We start from the raw sequence: 25,134 nt of genomic DNA, 5'->3' as shown, positions 1-25,134 counted from the left end.
TTGCGGCACACACCGTAACCAGGCGGTGTGACCGGAGGCCAGAGCGCTTCCCGAACGAAGGCAGGGGCGACATGATGTTCGACGCGGAGGGCCGTCCGATGAGGCTGCTCCCCTGGACCGGCGAGAGCGGGAATCCGTGCTACCTGAGCACGGACAACCCCGACAGCCGGATGTCGCGGCTGGCCGACGAGGTGGAGACGGACCTGCTCGACTCGGCCGAGTACGTGCTGACGGAGGCCCGGACGCTGCTCGCGGAAGCGGGGGTGGGGACACGCGAGTTGAGGTTCGCCGGGGTCTGGCTCGCGGAGTCCTTGCAGACCGCCCTGAGGATCGCGGAGAGCCGGGGACACCGTCTGGCCCCCGCCCTCACGGCTCCGGAGGGCGAAGTGACCACGGCGGAGGCGAACGACTGCCGATGAAGACGGGGACGCGTCGCCGTCACCCCCGTTCCAGCACCAGCACCAGCGCGGTCATCACGACATGGGACGGAACCCGCGTACCGATCCGCACCCGGTGACCGCCCGGCGGAAGGTTCCCGACCCGGGCCGTGTACAGCCCACCGCCCCGATTGGTCATCGTCCGCATCGGACCGCCCTCCACCCCCGCGAACACGGCGACCCGGTCATGGCCCGCCGTGCCCGGGGGAACCGTGGCCCGGATCTCGTACGCGTCCCCCTCGACCAGCAGCTCCGGCGCGTCCACGCACAGAGGCACCTCGCCGTCGCCCGGCCCCCGGTGGACGGGCGGCTCGGGGGACAGCCATGCGTCGAGGCCCTGGCGGACGGCCTTGTTGTTCTGGAGGGAGCCGTGCTTCTCCCACGCGGTGTACGTGTGCCGGCCCGCGCCCACCGCCCGGCTGGAGAGGTCCGGCACCCGCCCGTCGCCTCCCTCGTCCGCCCCGTCGATGGTGAGCAGCGCGCGCAGACCGTCGCCCTCCGTCTCGGCGGTCGTCGGCGTCGGCTGGCGCGCCCCGCCGACGGGGACGTACTCCACGCCGTACCGCGCACCCGCGTCCGATGCCCGCAGCTCCGCGTGGAACCGGGCGGCGGCCGACAGCAGTTCCCCGTCCACCCCGGGGAGGCCCGGCACCTCACGGGCGTACCGCAGCGGCGCACCGCCCGCCGTCGCCAGGCAGGCGTAGTCCGGGGTGAGCTGGTGCAGCGACGGGAGGCTCCGGGCGAACGGTGTGAGGTCGAGACCCACCGGGCCGATCCCGTACCGCATGCCGTTGACCAGATACATCAGCGCGTCGAGCGAACCCCGGTACGGAGTCCCCAGCGTGACCACCCGGCGCGTGACCTCCGCGCCCCCGCACTGCTCGACATAGCTGCGGGTGACGAGGCCGCCCATGGAGTGGCAGAGGAAGACCGCCTTCGCGTCCCGCCGGTCGGCGCGGGACGCCCGCCAGCGGCCCAGCTCCTCGTCCACCCGCTCGGCCAGCCGTTCCGCGTTGTAGCGGCAGGAGAGCCGCCAGTCGTACGCGAAGCCGACCAGGTTGGCCGGGACGTCGGCCGCCTCGCCCGGCAGGCGGCGCCGGAGGGTGAAGTTCCGCTCCAGCCAGTCCAGCAGACCGCTGTAGCCGTCCACCGGGTTCCACACCCCGGGCAGCGCGTGCACATCGGACATCAGGCCGGTGGGCCGTACGCCGTCGCCGGGGTGCTCGTCGCCCAGACCGGCCGGGAGCGTCAGGTTCTTGACCGAGTTCCCGAAGGTGCGGATGCCCCGCAGCAGGGCCTTCCCGGAGGCCGCCCAGACCTCGTGCCCGTCCGCGTCCGCGAGCGTGCTGCCGAGGATTCCCGGGACGACGACCACTAGATCGTCGACCCCGCCTCGTCGCGCCATATGACTGTCCCCCGTATCCACACCAACCGCCGGATGAGGACAGCAGCGTAGATACGGGGGACGGGCTTCCGAGCCGGTCCGGACGAAATCGGCCGCGTCCGGACCTTTCCGTGCGAAGGAGAGGCGTTACGGCAGCGCCAGCATCCGCTCCAGCGCGAGCTTCGCGTACTTCTCCGTCTCCGGGTCGACCTCGATCCGGTTGACCAGGTTCCCCTCGGCCAGGGACTCCAGGGTCCACACCAGGTGCGGCAGGTCGATGCGGTTCATGGTCGAGCAGAAGCAGACGGTCTTGTCGAGGAAGACGATCTCCTTGCCCTCGGGGGCGAAACGGTTCGCCAGGCGGCGGACCAGGTTCAGCTCCGTGCCGATGGCCCACTTCGAACCGGCCGGGGCGGCCTCCAGGGCCTTGATGATGTACTCCGTCGAACCGACGTAGTCCGCGGCGGCGACGACCTCGTGCTTGCACTCGGGGTGCACCAGGACGTTGACGCCGGGTATGCGGGCGCGGACGTCGTTGACGGACTCGACCGAGAAGCGGCCGTGGACCGAGCAGTGGCCGCGCCAGAGGATCATCTTCGCGTTCCGCAGCTCCTCGGCGGTGAGGCCGCCGTTCGGCTTGTGCGGGTTGTAGAGGACGCAGTCCTCCAGGGACATGCCCATGTCCCGCACGGCGGTGTTGCGGCCCAGGTGCTGGTCCGGCAGGAAGAGCACCTTCTCGCCCTGCTCGAAGGCCCACTCCAGGGCGCGCTTCGCGTTGGACGAGGTGCAGATGGTGCCGCCGTGGCGGCCGGTGAAGGCCTTGATGTCGGCGGAGGAGTTCATGTACGAGACGGGGACGACCTGCTCGGCGACCCCCGCCTCGGTCAGCACGTCCCAGCACTCCGCGACCTGCTCGGCGGTGGCCATGTCGGCCATCGAACAGCCGGCGGCCAGGTCCGGCAGCACGACCTTCTGCTCGTCGGAGGTGAGGATGTCCGCGGACTCGGCCATGAAGTGCACACCGCAGAAGACGATGTACTCCGCCTCCGGGCGCGCCGCCGCGTCCCGGGCGAGCTTGAACGAGTCACCGGTCACGTCGGCGAACTGGATGACCTCGTCGCGCTGGTAGTGGTGCCCGAGGACGAAGACCTTCTCGCCCAGCTTCTCCTTGGCCGCGCGGGCGCGCTCCACCAGGTCCGGGTCGGACGGGGAGGGCAGGTCGCCGGGGCATTCGACACCGCGCTCGCTCCTGGGGTCGGCGTCGCGGCCGAGCAGGAGCAGGGCGAGGGGCGTCGGCTGGACATCGAGATCCTGGACGGGGTGGGCCGTGGTCACGTCACGCACCCTTTCTTCTCTGCGGGAGGAGCTTTTCGTCTAATTGACGCTATCTATCATATCCGCTTCACGTCAGTTTGACGATGCCGATAGCGTCGATGTGACGCATCCGCCTGGCGGGGCGGTGTGCGAGCATGAAGGGAACAGGCGAACGGCCCGGCGGGGAATGAATCAGCGGCCCCGGCGGTTGCACCGTCGACAAGCAGTCTCCGTACAACCCGGGAGAGAAGCAGATGTCCGTATCGGACGAGACCACCACCGTGAGCGACGGCATCCTCCTGTCCGACGCCGCCGCAGCCAAGGTCAAGGCCCTGCTGGAGCAGGAAGGCCGCGACGACCTCGCGCTGCGCGTCGCCGTTCAGCCCGGAGGCTGCTCGGGCCTGCGCTACCAGCTCTTCTTCGACGAGCGTTCGCTCGACGGTGACGTCGTCAAGGACTTCGGCGGCGTCAAGGTCGTCACCGACCGGATGAGCGCCCCCTACCTGGGCGGCGCCTCCGTCGACTTCGTCGACACCATCGAGAAGCAGGGCTTCACGATCGACAACCCGAACGCGACGGGTTCCTGCGCCTGCGGCGACTCCTTCAGCTGAGCCGCCGAAAGGCCCCGCGCACACGACGGCGGCCCCGGGATTCCGATCCCGGGGCCGCCGTCGTGTGCGCGGAGGGGTTCAGGCGCGCGGCACCCGGTGGCCCGACGAGGTGTCGGTGACCGTGCGGTCGCCGAGCGGCCGGTCCAGCGTCACCGTGCGCGTCAGCTGCTTGGCGATCATGATGCAGGCCTTCCCCGGATCGTCCTTCTTCTCCGTCACGGTGACCCGCACCGTCGCGTCGTCCTCGCTCGCGCTCGCCGTGTAGGTGCTGCACGCACCGCCCCAGAACGTCACCGAGAGCGTCCGCCCGTCGGTGCCGTAGGACAGGATCACCGGCCCGGACGTGGTGCCCGTGGAGTCGCCGGGCGGCTGCGTCGCGGGGGCGTCCTTCTTCAGGAACGCCGGGTCCACCGCGACCTGCGCCACCGTCTCGCCCCGGCCGCCGTCCGCCCGCGCGGTGAAGAGCCACGACGGTACGAGGATCTGCCTGCCGTCCACGTACTGCGCGGCCAGTCCGAAGACCGCCTTGTCGACGGTCACCGTGCGCAGCGGCGGCTCCGCCCCGGTCGTCTTCCCGCAGCGGTAGTGGGGCGCCGCCTCGCCCTCCCCGGCCGGCGGCGGATCGATGCAGCCGCCGATGTTCCCGCCGCTCCTCGGCTGCGCGGCGTTCAGCTCCTTCAGCGCCGCGTCCGCGCCGATCACCGGATACTCGGCACCCTTCTCCAGCCCCTTCAGCTGCCCGCTCCCGCCGGTCACGTCACCGTCGGGGCCGATCTGGAGACCTGTGGCCCAGCCGTACGTGGGCAGCCCGTCGACCACCGGGTCGGCGTTCACCACCCGGACCGGGCCCATCAGCTGCCGCGCGTCGAGGGCGGCACCGTCCTGGCCGACCGCCTTGAGGACCGGCGCGGCGGCGGCCCGCGCCGCCTGCTCGCTCACCGGGGAGCCCGAACCGCCGCCCGGTGCCACCGGCTTGTCCGCACAGACCGTCGCGCTCTTGCAGTTGTCCGTGCCTCCGGTGCCGTACCGGGCGAACGTCCAGGTGCCCGGGGCCTCCTTGGCCACCCGCAGCACCGGACCCGAACCGTCCCCGGTGGAGCCCACCGTCCAGGTGGTGCCCTCCGTCCTCGGCGTACCGGACACGCCCAGCGCCTTCGCCAGCCGGCTCACCTCCGCCGCGGTGACCGCCCCGGCCGGACGCTGGACGGCGGCCCGGTCCGGGCCCTTCGGCAGGGTGCCGGACGCGCGGTAGACGACCCGGCCGCCGTTCGGGTCGGGTTCGCCCGGGGCGATGCCCTCCGGCGGGGCCGAGGGACGTGGCCCGGGTGTCTCCGCACCGGCCGCCGGTCCGTCCAGGGCCAGCGTCGGGGGAGCGGCGCCCGCCGCGCCGGACGAGGGCGTGCTCTTCCCCTCGCTCGCCTCGGCCGCGACCAGATACGCGCCGCCGCCGGCCAGGAGGACGGCAGCCGCCACCGAGGCCACGGCGAGCGGCCGCCGCCGCCGGGGTCCCGTCACATCGTTGTCGGGTCGCTCGGTGCTCACCGGATCGCTCCTTCGCCGTATCGCCGTCATACGCCGCCGTGCGGCGTATCGTCCGGCCCATGGGGTTGCGGACACCTGTGGGACGGGGCGGGCGCGCGGCCGGTTCCCTCCGGGGCCGGCCGGGGCGCGGAGGCGGGCCGGATCAGTCCCCGTACTCGGACATCGCGTCGATCAGCCGGGCGGAGGCGGGCGGCACCGTCACCCCGTGGATCAGGGCGGGCGGCACCGGGGCGGCGGCGGTGCGCGCGGGTGCCACCCAGTGCGGGGCCATCCGCGCGCAGTCCCCGCGCAGCTCGGCCAGACCGGATTCGGACGTCTCGTGCGGGGCGATGTGGTTCGACATATCCGCACCGTAGGCATCACCACACTCGGGAGGAAAGCCCTACTATCGGGTAGTTTCTCCCGTTCGCCCGACTGCCCGAGCGGGTAGCGTGAACTGTCACGCCGCCCCGGGGGACGCCGACGCCGTTCCCCTCGACCTCCGCAGGAGCAGTCTCCCCGTGCGTATCGCAGTCACCGGCTCCATCGCCACCGACCACCTCATGACCTTCCCGGGCCGCTTCGCCGACCAGCTGGTGGCCGACCAGCTGCACACGGTCTCGCTCTCCTTCCTCGTCGACAACCTGGACGTACGCAGGGGAGGGGTCGCCGCCAACATCAGCTTCGGCATGGGGCTCCTCGGCACCCGCCCGATCCTCGTCGGTGCCGCCGGCTCCGACTTCGACGAGTACCGCGCCTGGCTCGACCGGCACGGCGTCGACACCGGCTCCGTGCGCATCTCCGAGGTGCTGCACACGGCCCGCTTCGTCTGCACCACCGACGCCGACCACAACCAGATCGGCTCCTTCTACACGGGCGCCATGAGCGAGGCCCGGCTCATCGAGCTCAAGGCCGTCGCCGACCGGGTGGGCGGACTCGACCTCGTCTCCATCGGCGCCGACGACCCGGAGGGCATGCTCCGCCACACCGAGGAGTGTCGTACGCGCGGCATCCCGTTCGCCGCGGACTTCTCGCAGCAGATCGCCCGCATGGACGGGGACGAGATCCGCATCCTCCTCGACGGTGCCACCTACCTCTTCTCCAACGAGTACGAGAAGGGGCTCATCGAGTCGAAGACCGGCTGGACCGACGAGGAGATCCTGTCCAGGGTCGGCCACCGGGTCACCACCCTCGGCGCCCAGGGCGTGCGCATCGAGCGCGCCGGCGAGGAGCCGATCGTCGTCGGCTGCCCCGAGGAGAACGTCAAGGCCGACCCGACCGGCGTCGGCGACGCCTTCCGCGCCGGATTCCTCTCCGGGCTCGCCTGGGGCGTCGGCCTGGAGCGCGCGGCCCAGGTCGGCTGCATGCTCGCCACCCTCGTCATCGAGACGGTCGGCACCCAGGAGTACACCCTGCACCGCACCCACTTCATGGACCGCTTCACCAAGGCGTACGGCCACGAGGCCGCCGCCGAGGTCCGCGCGCACCTCGCGTAGGACGGTCCGCCGGCCGGGACCCGCCCGAGCGGCGGGTCCCGGTCAGACCAGCCGGCGGACCGTGTAGGCCGAGCCCCGTTCCGCCGGCTCCTCTCCCACGTACTCCTGCTCCCGCATCGCGCACCAGGCCGGAATGTCCAGGCGCGCCGCCTCGTCGTCGGCGAGCACCGTCACCGTCCCGCCCACCGGTACCTCCCCGATCACCTTTGCGAGTTCGATCACCGGGACCGGGCAGCGCCGGCCGAGCGCGTCGACCACCAGGGAGTCCGCCGGGGCGGGGGAGGGGGCCGCCGCGGGCACTCCGGCGGTCGCGCCCAGCTTCTCCCGTACGCCCGCCACCACCGGCGGCAGCACGGCGAGGAAGCGGTCCACGTCCTCCCGCGTGGTGCCCGCGGGCAGCGACACCCGCACATTGCCCTCCGAGAGCACCCCCATCGCCCTGAGCACATGGCTCGGCGTCAGCGTGCTGCTCGTACAGGACGAACCGGAGGAAACGGAGAATCCGGAGCGGTCCAGCTCCTGGAGCAGTGTCTCCCCGTCGACATAGAGACAGGAGAAGGTGACCAGATGCGGCAGCCGCCGCACCGGATCGCCGACCACCTCCACGTCCGGGACCAGCTCCGGCACCCGCGCCCGGATCAGGTCGACCAGGGCCCGCAGCCGGGCCGCCTCACCGGCCGCCTCCGCCCGCACCGCGCGCAGGGAGGCCGCGGCGGCCACGATCGCCGGCAGGTTCTCGAAACCGGGCGCCCGCCCCGACTCCCGTTCGTCGGCGGGTCCCTGGGGCGCGAACCGCACGCCCTTGCGGACCGCCAGCAGCCCCGTCCCGGCCGGCCCGCCCCACTTGTGCGCGCTCGCCGTCAGCAGCGACCAGCCCTCCGGCACCGGCCCCCAGCCCAGCGACTGCGCCGCGTCCACCAGCAGCGGCACCCCCGCCTCCCGGCAGGCCGCGGCGGCCTCGGCCACCGGCTGCTCGGTGCCGACCTCGTGATTGGCGGACTGGAGACACGCCAGCGCGGTGTCGGGCCGCAGCGCCCGCGCGTACACCGAGGCGTCCACCGCGCCCGAGCGCTCCACCGGCACCTCCGTGACCGAACCGCCCCCCTGCTCATGGGCGGCGGCCGAATGGAGCACCGACGAGTGTTCGACCGCCGACACCACCAGATGGCGGCCGACACGCCGACGGCCCGCGAGCGCGCCGGAAATTCCGGAGTGCACCGCCCGGGTCCCCGACGAGGTGAAGACCAGCTCGTCCGCGCGGCAGCCGACGGCCTCGGCCGCGGCCTCCCGGGCCGCGTCCAGCAGGAGCCGGGCCCGCCGCCCCTCCCGGTACAGCCGGGCCGGATCGGCCCAGCCCTCGTCCAGGGCGGCAAGCAGCGCCTGGCGGGCGACGGGGTGGAGGGGAGCGGCGGACGCGGCGTCGAAGTAGGGCACCCGGCCACGCTAGCCCGGCACCGGCCGGAGCCCGGGACCGGCCGCCCCCGGGGGCGGGAGAGAGGGCGTCAGATGACGGCCGGAGCGCCGGATTCCACCCCTTCGGGGAGTCGGGCGGCGCGTTGGGCACCCTCCCCGCGCGACCCCAAATAGCGTCCAGTAGGGTTTGGTCCGCATAAACATCCAAACCCCTGCCCGCAACAGGGCCGGCGACCGACCAGCGAGACCGGCCGCGCCGACCGTGCGGGCGAGACTCTCGGGAAGGCGCTACGTGAGTCCCAACGGCTCCGACCGCTCGTCGCGGCGCCCGATGCGGCGGAAGCTGCCGCAGGTGCTGACTGCGGGCCTGATCCTTGCGACCGCAACCGGTTGCACATACAAGGACTTCCCCCGCCTTGGTATGCCTACGCCGGTAACGGAAGAGGCGCCACGGATCCTCTCCCTCTGGCAGGGCTCGTGGGCGGCAGCGCTCGCCACGGGCGTGCTGGTCTGGGGTCTGATCCTGTGGAGCGTCATCTTCCACCGGCGCAGCCGCACCAAGGTGGAGGTGCCTCCGCAGACCCGGTACAACATGCCCATCGAGGCGCTGTACACCGTGGTCCCCCTGATCATCGTCTCGGTGTTGTTCTACTTCACCGCGCGCGACGAATCGAAGCTCCTCGAACTCTCCCCGAAGCCGGCCCACACCATCAACGTGGTCGGCTACCAGTGGAGCTGGGGCTTCAACTACATCGAGGACGTGGACGGCTCCGCCGCCACGGGCAACGAAGTTCCCAAGGAGCTCGACGCCATCCCGGACCGGTTCCGCACGGACTTCCCCAAGGGTGCGGACGGCGTCTACGACGTCGGCGTCCCGGGAACCCGGAACCCCCAGAACGGCCACCCGGGTCCGACCCTGTGGCTGCCCAAGGGTGAGAAGGTCCGCTTCATCCTGACTTCGCGCGACGTCATCCACTCCTTCTGGGTGGTGCCGTTCCTCATGAAGCAGGACGTCATCCCGGGCCACACCAACGCCTTCGAGGTCACTCCCAACCAGGAGGGCACCTTCATGGGCAAGTGCGCCGAGCTCTGCGGCGTCGACCACTCCCGGATGCTCTTCAACGTCAAGGTCGTCTCCCCGGAGCGCTACCAGGCGCACCTGAAGGAGCTGGCGAAGAAGGGCCAGACGGGCTACGTGCCGGCCGGTATCGAGCAGACTGACCCGGCCAGGAATGCGGAGACCAACAAACTGTGAGCATCCTCAACGAACCTCAGGGTGCCGCGGCAGCAGACGACTCCTACGAGGACGAGCTGCCGGTCCGGCGGAAGCAGCCGGGCAACGTCGTCGTCAAGTGGCTGACCACCACTGACCACAAGACGATCGGCACGATGTACCTGGTCACGTCGTTCGCGTTCTTCTGCATCGGCGGACTCATGGCGCTCTTCATGCGCGCCGAGCTGGCCCGTCCCGGCACGCAGATCATGTCGAACGAGCAGTTCAACCAGGCGTTCACGATGCACGGCACGATCATGCTGCTGATGTTCGCGACGCCGCTGTTCGCCGGATTCGCGAACTGGATCATGCCGCTGCAGATCGGCGCGCCCGACGTGGCGTTCCCGCGGCTGAACATGTTCGCGTACTGGCTGTACCTCTTCGGCTCGCTGCTCGCGGTGGCCGGCTTCCTCACCCCGCAGGGTGCGGCCGACTTCGGCTGGTTCGCCTACTCCCCGCTGTCGGACGCCGTCCGCTCGCCGGGTGTCGGCGCCGACATGTGGATCATGGGTCTGGCCTTCTCCGGCTTCGGCACGATCCTCGGTTCGGTCAACTTCATCACCACGATCATCTGCATGCGCGCTCCCGGCATGACGATGTTCCGCATGCCGATCTTCGTCTGGAACGTCCTGCTGACCGGTGTGCTGGTCCTGCTGGCCTTCCCGGTGCTGGCCGCCGCGCTCTTCGCGCTGGAAGTGGACCGTAAATTCGGTGCGCATATCTTCGACGCGTCCAACGGCGGGGCATTGCTCTGGCAACACCTCTTCTGGTTCTTCGGCCATCCAGAGGTGTACATCATCGCGCTGCCATTCTTCGGAATCATTTCCGAAGTCATCCCGGTCTTCAGCCGGAAGCCGATGTTCGGTTACATCGGCCTGGTCGCCGCGACGATTTCCATCGCCGGTCTCTCCGTGACCGTGTGGGCCCACCACATGTACGTCACCGGCGGTGTGCTCCTGCCGTTCTTCTCCTTCATGACGTTCCTCATCGCGGTACCCACCGGGGTGAAGTTCTTCAACTGGATCGGAACGATGTGGAAGGGATCGTTGTCCTTCGAGACACCGATGCTCTGGGCCATCGGCTTCCTGATCACCTTCACCTTCGGTGGTCTGACCGGTGTCATCCTGGCCTCGCCGCCGATGGACTTCCACGTCTCGGACTCGTACTTCGTGGTCGCGCACTTCCACTACGTCGTCTTCGGCACCGTGGTGTTCGCGATGTTCTCCGGATTCCACTTCTGGTGGCCGAAGTTCACCGGCAAGATGCTCGACGAGCGGCTCGGCAAGATCACCTTCTGGACGCTGTTCATCGGCTTCCACGGCACGTTCCTCGTCCAGCACTGGCTGGGTGCCGAGGGCATGCCGCGCCGTTACGCGGACTACCTGGCCGCCGACGGATTCACCGCGCTGAACACGATCTCGACGATCTCCTCGTTCCTGCTCGGCCTGTCGATCCTGCCGTTCTTCTACAACGTCTGGAAGACCGCCAAGTACGGCAAGAAGATCGAGGTCGACGACCCGTGGGGCTACGGCCGTTCGCTGGAGTGGGCGACCTCCTGCCCGCCGCCGCGGCACAACTTCCTCACGCTGCCCCGGATCCGTTCCGAATCCCCGGCCTTCGACCTCCACCACCCGGAGATCGCGGCGCTCGAACAGCTTGAGCACCACTCCGCGGACGACAAGGCCCTCGCCGGCGGCAAGGAGGCGGGCAAGTGAAGATCCAGGGCAAGATGTTCCTCGGTCTGGCGCTGTTCATCCTCATCATGGCCATCACCTACGGGGTGTGGTCGAAGGAGCCCGTCGGCACCACCGCGCTCGTCCTCGGCTTCGGCCTGAGCCTCATGATCGGCTTCTACCTGGCCTTCACGGCCCGGCGGGTCGACGACATGGCGCAGGACAACAAGGAAGCCGACGTGGCCGACGAGGCCGGCGAGGTGGGGTTCTTCTCCCCGCACAGCTGGCAGCCGCTCTCGCTCGCGGTCGGCGGCCTGCTCGCCTTCATGGGCGTCGTCTTCGGCTGGTGGCTGCTCTACTTCTCGGCCCCGATCATCCTGATCGGTCTCTTCGGCTGGGTCTTCGAGTACTACCACGGTGAGAACCGCACCCAGTAGCACACCGGTCCACCCAGACGGGGGGCCCGCGCTCCGACACGGAGTGCGGGCCCCCCGTTTGCAGTCACCCCGCGCGCTGAAACGGATGAATCTTCTTAGCGTGGGTGCATGAACCACACGCCGCGCATCCGCCCCGTAGTGAGCTGCACTCTGCTGGTCGTGACCCTGGTCGCCGGGGCGACGGCCTGCGGGGACTCCGACGGCCACCCGCTCTCGGCACAGCCGTTCGACGCGGCGGACGAGATCGCCTCCAGCATTCCCGACGGGGGCGAGAAGATCGATCCCGACAAGCCGCTGGAAGTCACCGTCGACGGTGACGACGGCCGGATCACCGATGTGACGGCCGTGGACGGCGAGGGCCGCCACCTCGCGGGCGAACTCGACGCGGAGGGCCACCGCTGGCGCTCCACCGCCCCGCTCGCCGCCGGCACCCGCTACACCGTCAAGGTCGGCATGGAGGACGACGACGGCGCCCCCGGCAGCCGTACGCTCTCCTTCGAGACCGCCGCGGCCAAGAAGCTGCTGAAGGTCACCTTCGGCCCGCAGGCGGGCACCTACGGCGTCGGACAGCCCGTCACCGCCCAGCTCAGCGCCCCGGTCGCCGACCGGGCCTCCCGCGCCACCGTGGAACGCGCCCTGAAGGTGCGCTCCACCCCCGCGGTGACCGGTTCCTGGTACTGGGTCGACGACAAGACGCTGCACTACCGCCCGAAGGACTACTGGCCCGCCAAGGCCACCATCGAGGTCAGCAGCGCCCTGACGGGCATCAAGGTGACCAACGCGCTGTACGGGGCGCCCACCAAGGCCCTCAAGCTCAGGACCGGCGACCGCATCGAGGCCATCACGGACGCCTCGGCGCACTCCATGACGGTCCTGCGCAACGGCGAAGTGATCAACACCATTCCGGTCACCACCGGCAAGCCGGGCTTCTCCACCCGCAACGGCGTCAAGGTCGTGCTGGGCAAGGAGTACTACGTACGTATGCGCGGGGAGTCCATCGGCATCTCCGCCGACTCCGCCGACGCCTACGACCTCGACGTCTACTACGCCACCCGGGTCACCTGGAGCGGCGAGTACGTGCACGCGGCGCCCTGGTCCACCGGATCACAGGGGTACGCCAACGTGAGCCACGGCTGCACCGGCATGAGCACCAGCGAGGCCGAGTGGTTCTTCAACACCGTGCGCGAGGGCGACATCGTCAAGGTCGTCGGCAGCGAGGGCGAGACCATGACGCCCTTCGACAACGGCTACGGCGACTGGAACCTGTCCTGGGCCAAGTGGCAGAAGGGCAGCGCCCTCACCAACAGCACCACGCCGGACCGCGTCGACACGGTCCGGGCGGCGCGGCTGCGCCCCCAGGTCTGACGCCCGGGGGTGCGCCGCCCCTCGCGGCAGCCGCGCCGCGCCGGGGCCTCAGGCCCCCACGGAGAGCCGGGCGCGCAGCTGGGCGGCCAGTGCGTCGGCGAACTCGACCGGCTCCACCGGAAGGGTCACCGCGGCGTCCGCGCGGCTCCAGGTGGCCAGCCAGGCGTCCTGCGGACGGCCGATGAGGAGCAGGACCGGCGGGCAGCGGAAGATCTCGTCCTTGATCTGCCGGCAGACGCCCATACCGCCCGCCGGAGCCGTCTCGCCGTCCAGCACGCAGACGTCCACGCCGCCGTGGTCCAGGGCGTCCAGGACGGCGGGCAGGGTGGCGCACTCCAGGAACTCCACCTCGGGCAGGTCCGCGGCGGGCCTGCGTCCGGCCGCCAGCCTCACCTGCTCACGGGTGTGCGCGTTGTCGCTGTAGACCAGGACCGTGGCGGTCGGCTGCATTGTTCCTCCGTGACGTCTGTGTCTTCGGGGCGCTCTGGGCGTGCCGGGCATGAACCGATGCGCGGATCGTACTCCGCCCGACAGCCTGTCAGCACCGCTCCGGAGCACGGATCCCTGGGCCGTTCGGGGAGGACACACCCCCCTGACACACCGAACGGCACCCCCCGGAGTGAGGGCGGGATAAGCGACCGACATAATGTCGGTCGTGGCGACAGCAACGACAGTAGAAACCGGGCACGCGCACCCGTCGGTCAATCGACCGAACCTCACCAGCGTCGGAACCATCATCTGGTTGAGTTCCGAGCTGATGTTCTTCGCGGCCCTCTTCGCGATGTACTTCACCCTGCGATCGGTGACCGGACCGGAGCACTGGAAGGAAATGGCGTCCGCCCTGAACTTCCCGTTCTCGGCGACCAACACCACGATCCTGGTGCTCTCCTCACTCACCTGCCAGCTCGGCGTCTTCGCCGCGGAGCGGGGCGACGTGAAGAAGCTCCGCACGTGGTTCGTGATCACGTTCGTGATGGGTGCGATCTTCATCGGAGGCCAGGTCTTCGAGTACACGGAGCTGGTGAAGAAGGACGGCCTCTCGCTGTCCTCGGACCCGTACGGCTCGGTGTTCTACCTGACCACCGGCTTCCACGGACTGCACGTGACAGGCGGGCTCATCGCCTTCCTGTTCGTCCTGGGCAGGACGTACGCAGCCAAGAGGTTCACCCACGAGCAGGCGACCGCAGCCATCGTCGTGTCCTATTACTGGCACTTCGTCGATGTCGTGTGGATCGGCCTGTTCGCCACGATCTACATGATCAAGTAACCGGGCCCGCACCCGACCCATCATCGACGCAGAAGATCCTGACACCGGGGTAATCCGTGAAAAAGCTCTCCGCACGACGACGCCATCCGTTGGCGGCGGTCGTCGTACTACTCCTCGCGCTGGCGGCTACTGGGGGGCTGTACGCCGCGTTTGCGCCCGCGAGTAAGGCGCAGGCCGACGAAACCGCCCAGTCCCTCGCGATCGACGAGGGCAAGAAGCTGTACTCCGTCGGTTGCGCCAGCTGCCACGGAACCGGTGGTCAGGGCACCACCGACGGGCCGAGCCTGGTCGGCGTGGGCTCCGCCGCCGTGGACTTCCAGGTCGGCACGGGCCGTATGCCGGCGCAGCAGCCCGGCGCGCAGGTGCCGAAGAAGAAGGTCATCTACTCGCAGGCCGAGATCGACCAGCTGGCGGCGTACGTCGCGTCGCTCGGCGCCGGTCCGATCGTCCCGACCAAGAGCCAGGTCGACCCCTCGGGCGCTGACGTCGCCAAGGGCGGCGAGCTGTTCCGTACCAACTGCGCGCAGTGCCACAACTTCACCGGTGCGGGTGGTGCCCTGACGAAGGGCAAGTCCGCGCCCAACCTGGAGGGCGTGAGCCCCAAGCACCTCTACGAGGCCATGCAGACCGGCCCGCAGAGCATGCCGTCCTTCCCCGACTCGACGATGCCCGAGCAGCAGAAGAAGGACATCATCGCGTACGTCCAGACCGTCAACAGCTCCGAGTCGGAGAGCCCCGGCGGGCTGTCGCTCGGCGGCCTCGGTCCGGTCAGCGAGGGCCTCTTCGCCTGGATCTTCGGGCTCGGCGCACTGATCGCCGTCGCCGTCTGGGTCGCGGCCCACACCGCTAAGGCCAAGAAGTCATGAGTAGCCAAGAGATTCCAGAAGAGAACCTGCCCGCAGAGCAGGACGCCGCGCACGGCGCGGTCGAGGGTGCCGGCGACCCGTTCGCCGACCCGGGGCTGCCGGCCCACCGGCCGCGCATCCAGGACATCGACGAGCGGGCCGCCAAGCGGTCGGAGCGCGCGGTCGCGTTCCTGTTCCTGCTGTCGATGCTGGCGACGGTCGGCTTCATCGCCTCCTACGTCATCTTCCCGGTCGACAAGATCGTCTACATCTTCCCGTTCGGTCATGTGAGCGCGCTGAACTTCTCCCTGGGTCTGACCCTGGGTGTGGCGCTCTTCGCGATCGGCGCGGGCGCCGTCCACTGGGCGCGCACCCTGATGTCGGACGTGGAGGTCGCCGACGAGCGCCACGCGATCTCGGCCGAGCCCGAGGTCAAGGCGAAGGTGCTCGCCGACTTCGCGGCCGGTGCCGAGGAGTCCGCGTTCGGCCGGCGCAAGCTGATCCGCAACACGATGTTCGGTGCGCTGGCCCTGGTGCCGCTCGCCGGTGTGGTGCTGCTGCGCGACCTCGGTCCGCTGCCGGAGAAGAAGCTCCGCTCGACCCTGTGGGCCAAGGGCAAGCAGCTCATCAACATGAACACGATGGAGCCGCTGCGTCCCGAGGACGTCGCCGTCGGTTCGCTCACCTTCGCCATGCCCGAGGGGCTGAAGGAGGAGGACCACGACTTCCAGACGCAGATCGCCAAGGCCGCGCTGATGATCATCCGCATCGAGCCGGACAACATCAAGGACAAGCGCGAGCGCGAGTGGGCCCACGAGGGCATCGTGGCCTTCTCGAAGATCTGCACCCACGTCGGCTGCCCGATCAGCCTGTACGAGCAGCAGACGCACCACGTGCTCTGCCCGTGCCACCAGTCCACCTTCGACCTCTCCGACGGCGCCCGCGTCATCTTCGGTCCGGCCGGTCACGCCCTTCCGCAGCTGCGGATCGGTGTGAACAGCGAGGGCAACCTCGAAGCCCTCGGTGACTTCGAAGAGCCCGTCGGTCCTGCATTCTGGGAGCGCGGATGAGTACTGCGACCGATACGAAGCGCAAGGCGCCCGCCGGTGAGCGGGTGGCCGACTGGGCGGACGGCCGGCTCGGGATCTACTCCCTGGCCAAGGCCAACATGCGCAAGATCTTCCCGGACCACTGGTCCTTCATGCTCGGTGAGGTCTGCCTCTACAGCTTCATCATCATCATCCTCACGGGTGTGTATCTGACGCTGTTCTTCCACCCGAGCATGAACGAGGTCGTCTACCACGGCCCGTACGAGCCCATGCAGGGCATCCAGATGTCCGAGGCCTACGCCTCGACGCTGGACATCAGCTTCGACGTCCGCGGTGGTCTGCTGGTCCGCCAGATCCACCACTGGGCCGCGCTGATCTTCCTGGCCGGCATGTTCGTGCACATGATGCGCGTGTTCTTCACGGGTGCGTTCCGCAAGCCCCGTGAGATCAACTGGCTGTTCGGCTTCCTGCTGTTCGCGCTGGGCATGTTCACCGGGTTCACCGGCTACTCGCTCCCGGACGACCTGCTCTCGGGCACGGGTGTCCGCTTCACCCAGGGCGCGATCCTGTCGGTGCCGATCGTCGGCACCTACATCTCGATGTTCCTGTTCGGCGGGGAGTTCCCGGGCGGCGACTTCGTCGCGCGGTTCTACTCGATCCACATCCTGCTGCTGCCGGGCATCATGCTCGGGTTGTTGGTGGGCCACCTGATCCTGGTCTTCTACCACAAGCACACGCAGTTCGCGGGTCCCGGCCGGACCAACAAGAACGTCGTCGGCATGCCGCTGCTGCCGGTGTACATGGCGAAGGCCGGAGGCTTCTTCTTCCTGGTCTTCGGCGTCATCGCCATCATCGCGGGCATCGCCACGATCAACCCGATCTGGGCCATCGGCCCGTACCGCCCGGACCAGGTGTCCACCGGCGCCCAGCCCGACTGGTACATGGGCTTCGCCGAGGGTCTGATCCGAGTGATGCCGGGCTGGGAGATCAACCTGTGGGGTCATACGCTCGTCCTGGGCGTGTTCATCCCGCTGACCCTCTTCGGTCTGATCCTCGGCGCGATCGCGGTCTACCCGTTCATCGAGTCCTGGGTCACCGGGGACAAGCGCGAGCACCACATCCTGGACCGCCCGCGCAACGCCCCGACCCGTACGGCCTTCGGTGTCGCCTGGATCACGCTGTACTTCATCGGTCTCGTGGGCGGCGGCAACGACCTCTGGGCGACGCACTTCCACCTGTCGCTGAACGCGATCTCCTGGTTCGTCCGGATCTTCTTCTTCGTCGGACCGGTCCTCGCGTTCGTCGTCACCAAGCGGATCTGCCTCGGCCTCCAGCGCCGGGACAAGGAGAAGGTGCTGCACGGGCGCGAGTCCGGGCTCATCAAGCGCCTGCCGCACGGTGAGTTCGTCGAGGTCCACGAGCCGCTCTCGCCGGCCCAGCTGCACACGCTCACCGCGCACGAGCAGTACAAGCCGGTCGAGATCGGCCCCCTGGTCGACGAGAACGGTGTCGCGCGCAAGGTGTCCGCGGTGCAGAAGCTGCGGGCCAAGCTCAGCAAGGGCTACTACGGCGAGGACAACCAGATCGCCAAGCCCACCGCCGAGGAGTACAAGGAGATCACCAGCGGCCACGGCCACCACTGATCACCTGACCTGATCGCCACAGCAGGAGCCCCGTCCATTCGCTGGACGGGGCTCTTCGCTGTCCGCGGCTCTCGATAGGGTGACCCCATCCCTTTTTTCGGCAATGGACCCCAGGAGCGGACCATGAACGTTGTGACCCCGGACGGCGGCGACAGCGTGGCGGCCCGTTCCTGGCCGGGCGTGCTGACCCCCCTGCTGCGCGGACAGGACCTGAGCGCGGACGACACCGCCTGGGCGATGAACCGCATCATGAGCGGCGAGGCGACCGATGTGCAGATCGCCGGATTCGCGGTCGCGCTGCGGGCCAAGGGCGAGACCGTCTCGGAGGTCTCCGGCCTGGTGCGCGCGATGTACGAGCACGCCGTCACCATCGAGGTGCCCGGACCCACCGTCGACATCGTCGGCACCGGCGGGGACATGGCCAAGACGGTCAACATCTCCACCATGTCCGCGATCGTGGTGGCCGGCACCGGGGCCAAGGTCGTCAAGCACGGCAACCGGGCCGCCTCCTCCGCGAGCGGTTCCTCCGACGTCCTGGGCAAGCTGGGCGTCAATCTGGAGCTGTCCGCGCAGCGGGTCGCCGAGGTGGCCGAGGAGGCGGGCATCACCTTCTGCTTCGCGGTGAAGTTCCACCCCTCGCTGCGGCACGCGGCCAAGGCGCGCGGCGAGCTGGGCGCCCCGACCACGTTCAACATCCTGGGCCCGCTCACCAACCCGGCCAAGGTGCGCTCCCAGGCCATCGGCGTCGCCGATCTGCGGATGGCGCCGATCGTCGCGGGCGTCCTCGCCGAGCGGGGCAACTCCTCGCTGGTCTTCCGCGGCGACGACGGCCTGGACGAGCTGACCACCACCGCGACCTCCCGCGTCTGGATCGCCCGGAACGGAGAGGTGCGCGAGGAGGTCTTCGACCCGCGCGACGTCGGCCTCGACCTGGTGCCGGTGGAGGCGCTGCGCGGCGCTGACGCCTCGTACAACGCGGATGTCGCCCGCCGGCTGCTGGCCGGCGAGACGGGTCCGGTGCGCGACGCCGTCCTGCTGAACTCCGCGGCGGCGCTGGCCGCCCTGGAGCCCTCGGACGCCCCGCTCGCCGCGCGGCTGGCCGAGGGGATGGCCAAGGCCGCCGAGTCCATCGACTCGGGCGCCGCAGGCCGGGCGCTGGAGCGCTGGGTCGTGGCCAGCAACGCCTGATCCCGGCGGGGAGACGCCACGGGGCGCGGTCCGGATCCTGGACCGCGCCTTGCGCGTTCCCCGGCGTATGGCAAGATGCTGGTCAGGTCATGAGTGACAGCGACTACGGCCCCGGCCCGCTGTCCGGCAACCCTCCGTCCGTGGCGGGGTGCCCCGGGTGAAGACCAGGCCGTGGGCAGCGAGGCTTACGGCAAGCGCGGACCCCTCGACATCGTGAGATGTCCACCCGTGGGGTCCTGGTCCTCAGGGAGCCTCTTGTGAGCACGCGAATGCGCTAGGGCTTTTCGGTCCGTACGGCCCGAGCCCTTCTCCGCACACCCTTTTCTCTCTTCTCCCCGTGCTGCCGCGTATCCGCCGGCACGTGGATCTCGCCTGCCTCTTACGGGAGTTCGCCATGTCTGTCGTCACCGCCGCCTCCGACCGTTCGGTTTGTGCCCCGCTGCCCGTTCTGGGCAAGGACGTCACCGTCCCGCTGGTCACCGGCGGTGAGGTCACGTACGCCGCGCTGGACTACGCCGCCAGCGCGCCGGCCCTCCAGCGGGTCTGGGACGACGTGGCCGCCTACGCCCCGTACTACGGCAGCGTCCACCGCGGCGCCGGCTACCTCTCGCAGCTCTCCACGGACCTCTTCGAGTCCAGCCGCGCCACCGTCGCGGAGTTCCTCGGCTGCCGCGCCGAGGACCAGGTGATCTTCACCCGCTCCACCACCGACTCGCTCAACCTGCTGGCCGCGGTCCTGCCCGCCGACTGCCAGGTCTTCGTCTTCGAGACCGAGCACCACGCCTCGCTGCTGCCCTGGCGCGACGCCCGGGTGACCTACCTCAACGCCCCGCGCACCCCCGCCCAGGCCGTCGCCACGCTGGAGCGGGCGCTCGCCGACCGCGACCCGTACGGTCCGGCGCTGGTCTGCGTCACCGGAGCCTCCAACGTCACCGGCGAACTGTGGCCCGTCAGGGAACTGGCCGCCGCCGCCCACGCCCACGGCGCCCGGATCGTGCTCGACGCCGCCCAGCTGGCCCCGCACCACCCGGTCGACATCGGCGAACTGGACGTCGACTGGGTCGCCTTCTCCGGACACAAGCTCTACGCGCCCTTCGGCTCCGGCGTCCTCGCCGGCCGCGCCGACTGGCTGCGCGACGCCGAGCCCTATCTGGCAGGCGGCGGTGCCTCCCGCACGGTCGCCCGGCGCGCCGACGGGGGAGTGGACGTCGAGTGGCACACCACGGCCGCCCGCCACGAGGCCGGTTCGCCCAATGTCATCGGCGTGTACTCCATCGCCTCCGCCTGCAAGGCGCTCACCGAGGCCGGCTTCGACGAGCTGGTCGCCCGCGAGCAGCACCTGGTCGCCGCCGTCCGCGCCGGACTCGCCCAGGTCCCCGAGGTCAAGGTCCTCTCGCTCTTCGGCGACGACGCCCCCCGCGTCGGTGTCATCTCCTTCGTCGTGGAGGGCTGGAACAGCTCCCACTTCGCCGCCGCGCTCTCCGCCGAGTACGGCATCGGGGTGCGCGACGGCCTCTTCTGCGCCCACCCGCTGGTGCGCACCCTGCTCGGCAGCGACCCGCGCGAGGTCGGCGAGTGCGGCGCGCCGGAGGCCGCCCCCGGCGAGAGGTCCCTCAACGCCATCCGGGTGAGCTTCGGTGCCGGTACGCCCGACGAGCACATCGAGCGCTTCCTCGGCGCGGTCAGGGAGCTCGTCGGCAAGGGCGCCCGGTGGAAGTACCGCACCGAGGACGGCCGTTGCGTCCCGGACCGGGGCGCCGCCCAGATCTGAGCCCGACAGCACGGCGGCCGGGTACGGGATCGTCCCGTACCCGGCCGCCGTGCTGCGGTGGTCCGTCCGGCTCAGCCGTCCAGGCCGATGGCGAACGCCGCCTCCAGATCGTGCTGGGAGTACGTACGGAACGCCACATGGGTGTCCGTGGCCTCGACGCCGGGGATCTTGCTGATCCGGCCGGGGATGATGTCGGCGAGGTCGTCGTGCTGGGGGACCCGGACCATGGCGATCAGATCGTAGGTACCGGTGACCGAGAAGACCTCGCTGACGCTGTCCAGCGCGGCGATGGCCTCGGCGATCTCGGGAATCCGGTCCACGCTGGTTTTGATGAGCACGATCGCGGTGATCACGGCTGGCTTTCTCCCTCGGTGGCCGTGGCTGGAGACTTCACTCTAGAGCCTTGTGCCGGGAACGCGCCGGGCCGGGATCGCGCCGGTAGCGTCCCCAGGTGTAGAGGAAGCCGGTGGCGAAGCCCACCACATGGGCGAGATAGGCCACGCCCGGTCCGCTGCCCGCCCCCTCGGCCGCCAGCCACTGGAGCGCGAACCAGAAGATCAGCACGATCCAGGCGGGGAAGCGCAGCGGCAGGAAGAGCAGGAACGGGAACAGGCTGGTGACCCGGGCCCGGGGGAAGAGATAGAGGAAGGCCCCGAGCACCGCCGAGATCGCCCCCGACGCGCCGACGAGCGTCTGGTCGGAGGTGGCGTGCGCGGCGGCGTAGGCCAGCAGGGCGAGATAGCCGCAGCCGAGGTAGAAGAGCGCGAACTCGGTGTGGCCCATCCGCTCCTCGGCCATCGCGCCGAACACGTACAGGAAGAGCATGTTGCCCAGCAGGTGCAGCCAGCTGCCGTGGACGAAGAGCGCGGTGAGCGGGGTGAGCACGGCGTGTGCCGAGCCGTCCCACAGCTCGCTCGGGATCACGCCCCAGCGTTCGAAGTAGCCGGCCTGGGCCGCGAGCAGGGCGTCCCCGGTGCCGTAGACCGGGTTGAACCCGGACAGCGGGCTGATCAGGAAGATCACACAGCACAGCGCGATGAGGGTGTACGTCACCGGGGGCCCGCCCGAGGTGGCCGCCCGCAGGATTCTGCCGGCCGCAGCCCGCCGATCGATCATGAACAGAGCATGACGCAAGCGGAGGGAACCGGACAGACCGCCTCGCCGTGCCGGTGGGAAGCGACAAGGCCGTAGGGTAACGGCAGGACATCCGCAGTTCGACGGCGCACCGCGAGATCCTTGGTCCGGCAGCTCACGGCTCTAGATAAGAGGACACACCGATGACGACGGTTCCCCAGCCGACCGACACCACTCGCTGGCGCTGCACGCTCTGCGGAAATCTGACCCGGTTCGACGTGACGCGTACGTCCAAGGTCGTCGAGTACGTCCATCTCGACCTGGCCGGGGAGTCCAGCGTCGAGGAACGCGAGGTGGTCAGTGAGACCATCGAGTCGGTGCGGTGCCGCTGGTGCAACGCGGTGGACCAGATCGAGCTGGTCGACAGGCCGGGCGCCGACTCCTGACGGGGCCGAGCCCAGACGGAACGAGGTGACGGATCGTGGAGCAGCCCGCCGGCAGCGCCGCGTCGGCAGAGGCGGCAGGCGACGCCGCGGAGGCGCTCGACCGTCCGCTGCCCGAACGGGTGCGGCGGCGGGTCGTCGCCCTGGTCGCAGACGCGTTCGGCGGTCTCACGGTCACCGAACTCCCGGCCCAGCTGAGGCAGTACGCCCGTTTCACGCCGACCCGCCGGGCCAAGTTCGCCGGGAACGCGATGGCGGCCGCCCTGGAGAGCGATCCGTCCTTCCGCCGGCGCATCGGTGAGCGGCTGGGCGACTCCCAGCCGGAGCTGACCGCCGCGCTGACGGCGGGCGCCCCGCCCGCCGCCGCCGATCCGGTCGACGTGGCGGCCGTGGCCTATGTGCTGCGGCCGGCCGGCTGGGTCAAGCTGGTCGCCGCCGCCGGCGAGGAGGCCCAGCGGGCCGACGCCGAGCGCGCCGACGAGGAGAGCCGGCTCGAACTGGACCGGCTGCGCGAGGAGCTGGAGCGGGCCCGCGCCCAGACGAAGAGCGAGACGGACCGGCTCCGCACCGAACTGGAGGCGTCCCGCAAGGAGGCCGAGGCCCTCCAGCGCAAGCTGCGCAGCGCCCTCAACGAGGTGAAGCGCGGCGAGGCCGCGCTGCGCCGGGCCGGGGCCGAGGCCGACGCCGCGCGCGCCGAGTCGGCCGCCCAGCTCTCCGCGGCCGAGAGCGAGGCCCGGCGGCTGCGGGCCAGGCTCGGCGAGGCCGAGGCGTCCGTCGAGGCGGGCCGCAGGGCCGCCCGGGAGGGGCGCTCGGTGGAGGACATGCGGCTGCGGCTGCTGCTGGACACGGTGCTGGAGGCGGCCTCGGGGCTGCGCCGCGAACTGGCCCTGCCGCCCTCGTCGATGCGCCCCGCGGACGGGGTGGACGCGGTGGAGCCCGGCCGGATGTCGCCCAAGGACATCGCCGCCCGCGCCCTGTCGGAGACCGATCCCGCGCTGCTCGACCAGCTGCTCGCGCTGCCGCAGGCCCATCTGATCGTGGACGGCTACAACGTCACCAAAACGGGTTATCCGCAGATGCCGTTGGAGAAGCAGCGGCTGCGGCTGCTGGGCGGGCTCTCGATGCTCGCGGCGCAGACGGGCGCGGAGATGACCTGTGTCTTCGACGGGGCGGAGCTGGCCGCTCCGGTGCTGCTGGCGCCGCCGCGCGGGGTGCGGGTGCTGTTCAGCAAGCCCGGTGTCACGGCGGACGAGCTGATCCGTCAACTGGCCCGCGCCGAACCGCCCGGACGCCCGGTCGTGGTCGTCTCCACCGACCGCGAGGTGGCCGACGGAGTGGCGAAGGCGGGTGCTCGCCCCGTAGCGTCCCTCTTGCTCCTCAAGCGGCTTTCGCGTGTCTGACGCCGGTTGTCCGTTCTCGCCGGATATCGCGGAACGGACCGTCAAGTCGCCGCTACACCCCGTGCGATGTGAGTAAAGAAGTGCCGTCCGAGGTCAGTTTTTTCCCGTGAGGATTTGAACTGATCACAAGATGGTTACTAAGGTCGGGCCTCGAACCTTCGCGCGGTTGATCACCCATCCGGGGTGGCAGTGAAGGAACCGCCGAGTCCGTGAACATACGGAGCCGGGGATCTACCTCCCCCACTGCCCGGTAGGCGGCTCGAGGAAGAAGGAGCTCGCCTTCGTGGCGTCCCACCGTCGTCCCAAGCAGCCGAGCCGCACCCGTGTGACCGTGCTCACCGCCACCGCCGCCGCAGCCGTGGCCCTCACCTCCCAGGCCGCCCACGCCGACCCCAAGCCGACCAAGAGCGAGGTCAAGGCGAAGGTCGACAAGCTCTACCACGAGGCCGAGGAGGCCACCGAGCAGTACAGCGGGGCCAAGGAGAAGCAGACCAAGCTCCAGAAGCAGATCGACGCCATCCAGGACAAGGTGGCGCGCGGTCAGCAGGAGCTCAACACGCTCCGCTCGGGCCTCGGTTCCCTCGCCGCCGCGCAGTACCGCTCCGGAGGGCTCGACCCCTCCGTGCAGCTCTTCCTCTCCTCGGACCCGGACAGCTTCCTCGACCAGGCCTCCGCGCTGGACCAGCTGACGGCCAAGCAGGCCCAGTCGCTGACGAAGATCCAGGAGAAGCAGCGGGGCCTCGCGCAGGAGCGCAAGGAGGCCCAGGACAAGCTCAGCGACCTCGCCGACGTCCGCAAGACCCTCGGCGAGAAGAAGAAGAAGCAGCAGACCAAGCTCGCCGAGGCGCAGAAGCTCCTCAACACCCTCACCGAGGCCGAGCGCGCCAAGATGCGCCAGGACGACCTCCGCGCCAGCCGCGCCGCCGGTGAGCGCATCGAACTGGGCAACGAGGCCCCCGCCTCCGCTCTCGGCGCCGCCGCCCTCAAGGCCGCCAGCACCCGCGTCGGACTGCCCTACGTCTACGGCGCCACCGGCCCCGGCTCCTTCGACTGCTCGGGCCTGACCCAGTGGGCGTACGCCCAGGCCGGTGCCAACATCACCCGCACCACGTACAGCCAGATCGCCCAGGGCACCCAGATCGCCCGCAGCCAGCTCAAGCCCGGCGACCTGGTCTTCTTCAGCGGCACCTCGCACGTCGGCCTGTACGCCGGCAACAACACCGTGCTGCACGCCCCGAAGCCGGGCACCTACGTGCGCTACGAATCGATGAACACCGTCGGCAGCTACCAGACCGCCGTGCGCATCTGATCACGCCCGAACGGGCGAAATTCACGCGCCCCGAACTGACCGCCGCCCCGCCGGAGACCACAGGTCACCGGCGGGGCGTCACTGTGTGTACCGCCGCCGGGCCCGGCGTGGTCTTTGTCCGCCGTGTGATCACGCGACTACTCTCTGGCTGCCGCGCAGCTCCGCTCCGGTCCGCCCGCCCCGGGCGGCGGGGGCCGCGCGCGCCTGCGCACAGCGGAAGG

24 protein-coding genes and 1 riboswitch are annotated in these 25,134 nt (G+C 70.1%); of the genes, 16 read left to right on the top strand and 8 right to left on the bottom strand.

What is annotated here, in order from left to right; all coding sequences use genetic code 11:
* The first annotated feature begins 71 nt into the window (after nt 1-71).
* Nucleotides 72-419 (top strand): hypothetical protein, encoded by a 348-nt coding sequence (locus ACZ4FH_RS12825; RefSeq protein WP_467304316.1) that lies wholly within the window; start codon nt 72-74, stop codon nt 417-419.
* A 19-nt stretch (nt 420-438) separates the two neighbouring features.
* Here the strand turns inward: ACZ4FH_RS12825 and ACZ4FH_RS12820 are convergent, their stop codons facing one another.
* Nucleotides 439-1,842, bottom strand: coding sequence for an esterase/lipase family protein (locus ACZ4FH_RS12820; RefSeq protein ID WP_467304314.1), 1,404 nt, complete (start codon nt 1,840-1,842; stop codon nt 439-441).
* A gap of 126 nt (nt 1,843-1,968) precedes the next feature.
* Nucleotides 1,969-3,165, bottom strand: coding sequence for a quinolinate synthase NadA (gene nadA, locus ACZ4FH_RS12815; RefSeq protein ID WP_383643289.1), 1,197 nt, complete (start codon nt 3,163-3,165; stop codon nt 1,969-1,971).
* 224 nt (nt 3,166-3,389) lie between these two features.
* Between nadA and ACZ4FH_RS12810 the strand changes: the two genes are divergently transcribed.
* A complete protein-coding gene (locus ACZ4FH_RS12810; protein ID WP_014045490.1) occupies nt 3,390-3,746 on the top strand; it encodes an iron-sulfur cluster assembly accessory protein in 357 nt (118 codons plus the stop codon).
* 78 nt (nt 3,747-3,824) lie between these two features.
* Here the strand turns inward: ACZ4FH_RS12810 and ACZ4FH_RS12805 are convergent, their stop codons facing one another.
* Together ACZ4FH_RS12805 and ACZ4FH_RS12800 are read right to left on the bottom strand one after the other, a co-directional pair.
* On the bottom strand, nt 3,825-5,288 hold the full coding sequence (locus ACZ4FH_RS12805; RefSeq protein WP_467304312.1) for a hypothetical protein: 1,464 nt from the start codon (nt 5,286-5,288) through the stop codon (nt 3,825-3,827).
* A 142-nt stretch (nt 5,289-5,430) separates the two neighbouring features.
* Nucleotides 5,431-5,631 (bottom strand): hypothetical protein, encoded by a 201-nt coding sequence (locus ACZ4FH_RS12800; protein ID WP_383643296.1) that lies wholly within the window; start codon nt 5,629-5,631, stop codon nt 5,431-5,433.
* A 157-nt stretch (nt 5,632-5,788) separates the two neighbouring features.
* Between ACZ4FH_RS12800 and ACZ4FH_RS12795 the strand changes: the two genes are divergently transcribed.
* Nucleotides 5,789-6,763, top strand: coding sequence for a carbohydrate kinase family protein (locus ACZ4FH_RS12795; protein ID WP_383643299.1), 975 nt, complete (start codon nt 5,789-5,791; stop codon nt 6,761-6,763).
* Between the two features lie 42 nt (nt 6,764-6,805).
* Here the strand turns inward: ACZ4FH_RS12795 and ACZ4FH_RS12790 are convergent, their stop codons facing one another.
* Complete coding sequence (locus ACZ4FH_RS12790; protein WP_467304311.1) at nt 6,806-8,197, bottom strand: aminotransferase class V-fold PLP-dependent enzyme; 1,392 nt, start codon at nt 8,195-8,197, stop codon at nt 6,806-6,808.
* Between the two features lie 271 nt (nt 8,198-8,468).
* On the opposite strand from ACZ4FH_RS12790, the gene ctaC reads away from it, so the two are divergent.
* From ctaC to ACZ4FH_RS12770, 4 genes are all read left to right on the top strand, one after another.
* Nucleotides 8,469-9,431 (top strand): aa3-type cytochrome oxidase subunit II, encoded by a 963-nt coding sequence (gene ctaC, locus ACZ4FH_RS12785; protein WP_467304310.1) that lies wholly within the window; start codon nt 8,469-8,471, stop codon nt 9,429-9,431.
* A complete protein-coding gene (gene ctaD, locus ACZ4FH_RS12780; RefSeq protein ID WP_383643308.1) occupies nt 9,428-11,164 on the top strand; it encodes an aa3-type cytochrome oxidase subunit I in 1,737 nt (578 codons plus the stop codon). The genes ctaC and ctaD overlap by 4 nt, the downstream gene beginning before the upstream one ends.
* Nucleotides 11,161-11,559: a cytochrome c oxidase subunit 4 gene (locus tag ACZ4FH_RS12775; protein WP_467304308.1), complete on the top strand. Its 399-nt coding sequence runs from the start codon at nt 11,161-11,163 to the stop codon at nt 11,557-11,559. The genes ctaD and ACZ4FH_RS12775 overlap by 4 nt, the downstream gene beginning before the upstream one ends.
* Nucleotides 11,560-11,667: 108 nt before the next feature.
* The gene (locus ACZ4FH_RS12770; RefSeq protein WP_467304306.1) at nt 11,668-12,924 is read left to right on the top strand and encodes a L,D-transpeptidase; all 1,257 of its coding nucleotides are present in this window, start codon (nt 11,668-11,670) and stop codon (nt 12,922-12,924) included.
* A 48-nt stretch (nt 12,925-12,972) separates the two neighbouring features.
* Here ACZ4FH_RS12770 and ACZ4FH_RS12765 read toward each other — a convergent pair whose 3' ends face one another.
* The gene (locus tag ACZ4FH_RS12765) at nt 12,973-13,374 is read right to left on the bottom strand and encodes a hypothetical protein (protein WP_467304304.1); all 402 of its coding nucleotides are present in this window, start codon (nt 13,372-13,374) and stop codon (nt 12,973-12,975) included.
* 196 nt (nt 13,375-13,570) lie between these two features.
* Here ACZ4FH_RS12765 and ctaE point away from each other — a divergent pair, with 196 nt between their 5' ends.
* The 6 genes from ctaE to ACZ4FH_RS12735 all read left to right on the top strand — a co-directional run bounded on the left by ctaE (nt 13,571) and on the right by ACZ4FH_RS12735 (nt 20,687).
* Entirely contained in the window at nt 13,571-14,191 is a 621-nt protein-coding gene (gene ctaE / locus ACZ4FH_RS12760; protein WP_383643320.1) for an aa3-type cytochrome oxidase subunit III, read from the top strand.
* A gap of 56 nt (nt 14,192-14,247) precedes the next feature.
* Nucleotides 14,248-15,057 carry a cytochrome bc1 complex diheme cytochrome c subunit gene (qcrC, locus tag ACZ4FH_RS12755; protein ID WP_383643323.1) on the top strand — a complete coding sequence of 270 codons (810 nt, stop codon included), beginning with the start codon at nt 14,248-14,250 and terminating at the stop codon, nt 15,055-15,057.
* Nucleotides 15,054-16,106 carry a cytochrome bc1 complex Rieske iron-sulfur subunit gene (gene qcrA / locus ACZ4FH_RS12750; protein ID WP_467304301.1) on the top strand — a complete coding sequence of 351 codons (1,053 nt, stop codon included), beginning with the start codon at nt 15,054-15,056 and terminating at the stop codon, nt 16,104-16,106. Before qcrC ends, qcrA begins: the two co-directional genes overlap by 4 nt.
* Nucleotides 16,103-17,728, top strand: coding sequence for a cytochrome bc1 complex cytochrome b subunit (qcrB, locus tag ACZ4FH_RS12745; protein WP_467304299.1), 1,626 nt, complete (start codon nt 16,103-16,105; stop codon nt 17,726-17,728). The genes qcrA and qcrB overlap by 4 nt, the downstream gene beginning before the upstream one ends.
* A 123-nt stretch (nt 17,729-17,851) precedes the next feature.
* Entirely contained in the window at nt 17,852-18,916 is a 1,065-nt protein-coding gene (gene trpD, locus ACZ4FH_RS12740; protein WP_467304298.1) for an anthranilate phosphoribosyltransferase, read from the top strand.
* 85 nt (nt 18,917-19,001) lie between these two features.
* Nucleotides 19,002-19,119: riboswitch (SAM riboswitch) on the top strand.
* Between the two features lie 191 nt (nt 19,120-19,310).
* The gene (locus ACZ4FH_RS12735; protein WP_467304297.1) at nt 19,311-20,687 is read left to right on the top strand and encodes an aminotransferase class V-fold PLP-dependent enzyme; all 1,377 of its coding nucleotides are present in this window, start codon (nt 19,311-19,313) and stop codon (nt 20,685-20,687) included.
* A 71-nt stretch (nt 20,688-20,758) separates the two neighbouring features.
* Here ACZ4FH_RS12735 and ACZ4FH_RS12730 read toward each other — a convergent pair whose 3' ends face one another.
* On the bottom strand, nt 20,759-21,040 hold the full coding sequence (locus tag ACZ4FH_RS12730; protein WP_383643338.1) for an Lrp/AsnC family transcriptional regulator: 282 nt from the start codon (nt 21,038-21,040) through the stop codon (nt 20,759-20,761).
* A gap of 37 nt (nt 21,041-21,077) precedes the next feature.
* Nucleotides 21,078-21,803: a rhomboid family intramembrane serine protease gene (locus tag ACZ4FH_RS12725; RefSeq protein WP_467304296.1), complete on the bottom strand. Its 726-nt coding sequence runs from the start codon at nt 21,801-21,803 to the stop codon at nt 21,078-21,080.
* Between the two features lie 161 nt (nt 21,804-21,964).
* Here ACZ4FH_RS12725 and ACZ4FH_RS12720 point away from each other — a divergent pair, with 161 nt between their 5' ends.
* The 3 genes from ACZ4FH_RS12720 to ACZ4FH_RS12710 all read left to right on the top strand — a co-directional run bounded on the left by ACZ4FH_RS12720 (nt 21,965) and on the right by ACZ4FH_RS12710 (nt 24,913).
* Nucleotides 21,965-22,207: a hypothetical protein gene (locus ACZ4FH_RS12720; protein ID WP_383643341.1), complete on the top strand. Its 243-nt coding sequence runs from the start codon at nt 21,965-21,967 to the stop codon at nt 22,205-22,207.
* Between the two features lie 32 nt (nt 22,208-22,239).
* Nucleotides 22,240-23,604 carry an NYN domain-containing protein gene (locus ACZ4FH_RS12715; RefSeq protein ID WP_467304453.1) on the top strand — a complete coding sequence of 455 codons (1,365 nt, stop codon included), beginning with the start codon at nt 22,240-22,242 and terminating at the stop codon, nt 23,602-23,604.
* 283 nt (nt 23,605-23,887) lie between these two features.
* Nucleotides 23,888-24,913 carry a C40 family peptidase gene (locus ACZ4FH_RS12710; protein WP_383643343.1) on the top strand — a complete coding sequence of 342 codons (1,026 nt, stop codon included), beginning with the start codon at nt 23,888-23,890 and terminating at the stop codon, nt 24,911-24,913.
* The last annotated feature ends 221 nt before the right edge of the window (nt 24,914-25,134 follow it).

This window comes from Streptomyces sp. NPDC024555 (assembly GCF_055559335.1).
The sequence above is the reverse complement of the archived record's forward strand: the minus strand, read 5'-3'. Positions and strand labels throughout refer to the sequence as shown.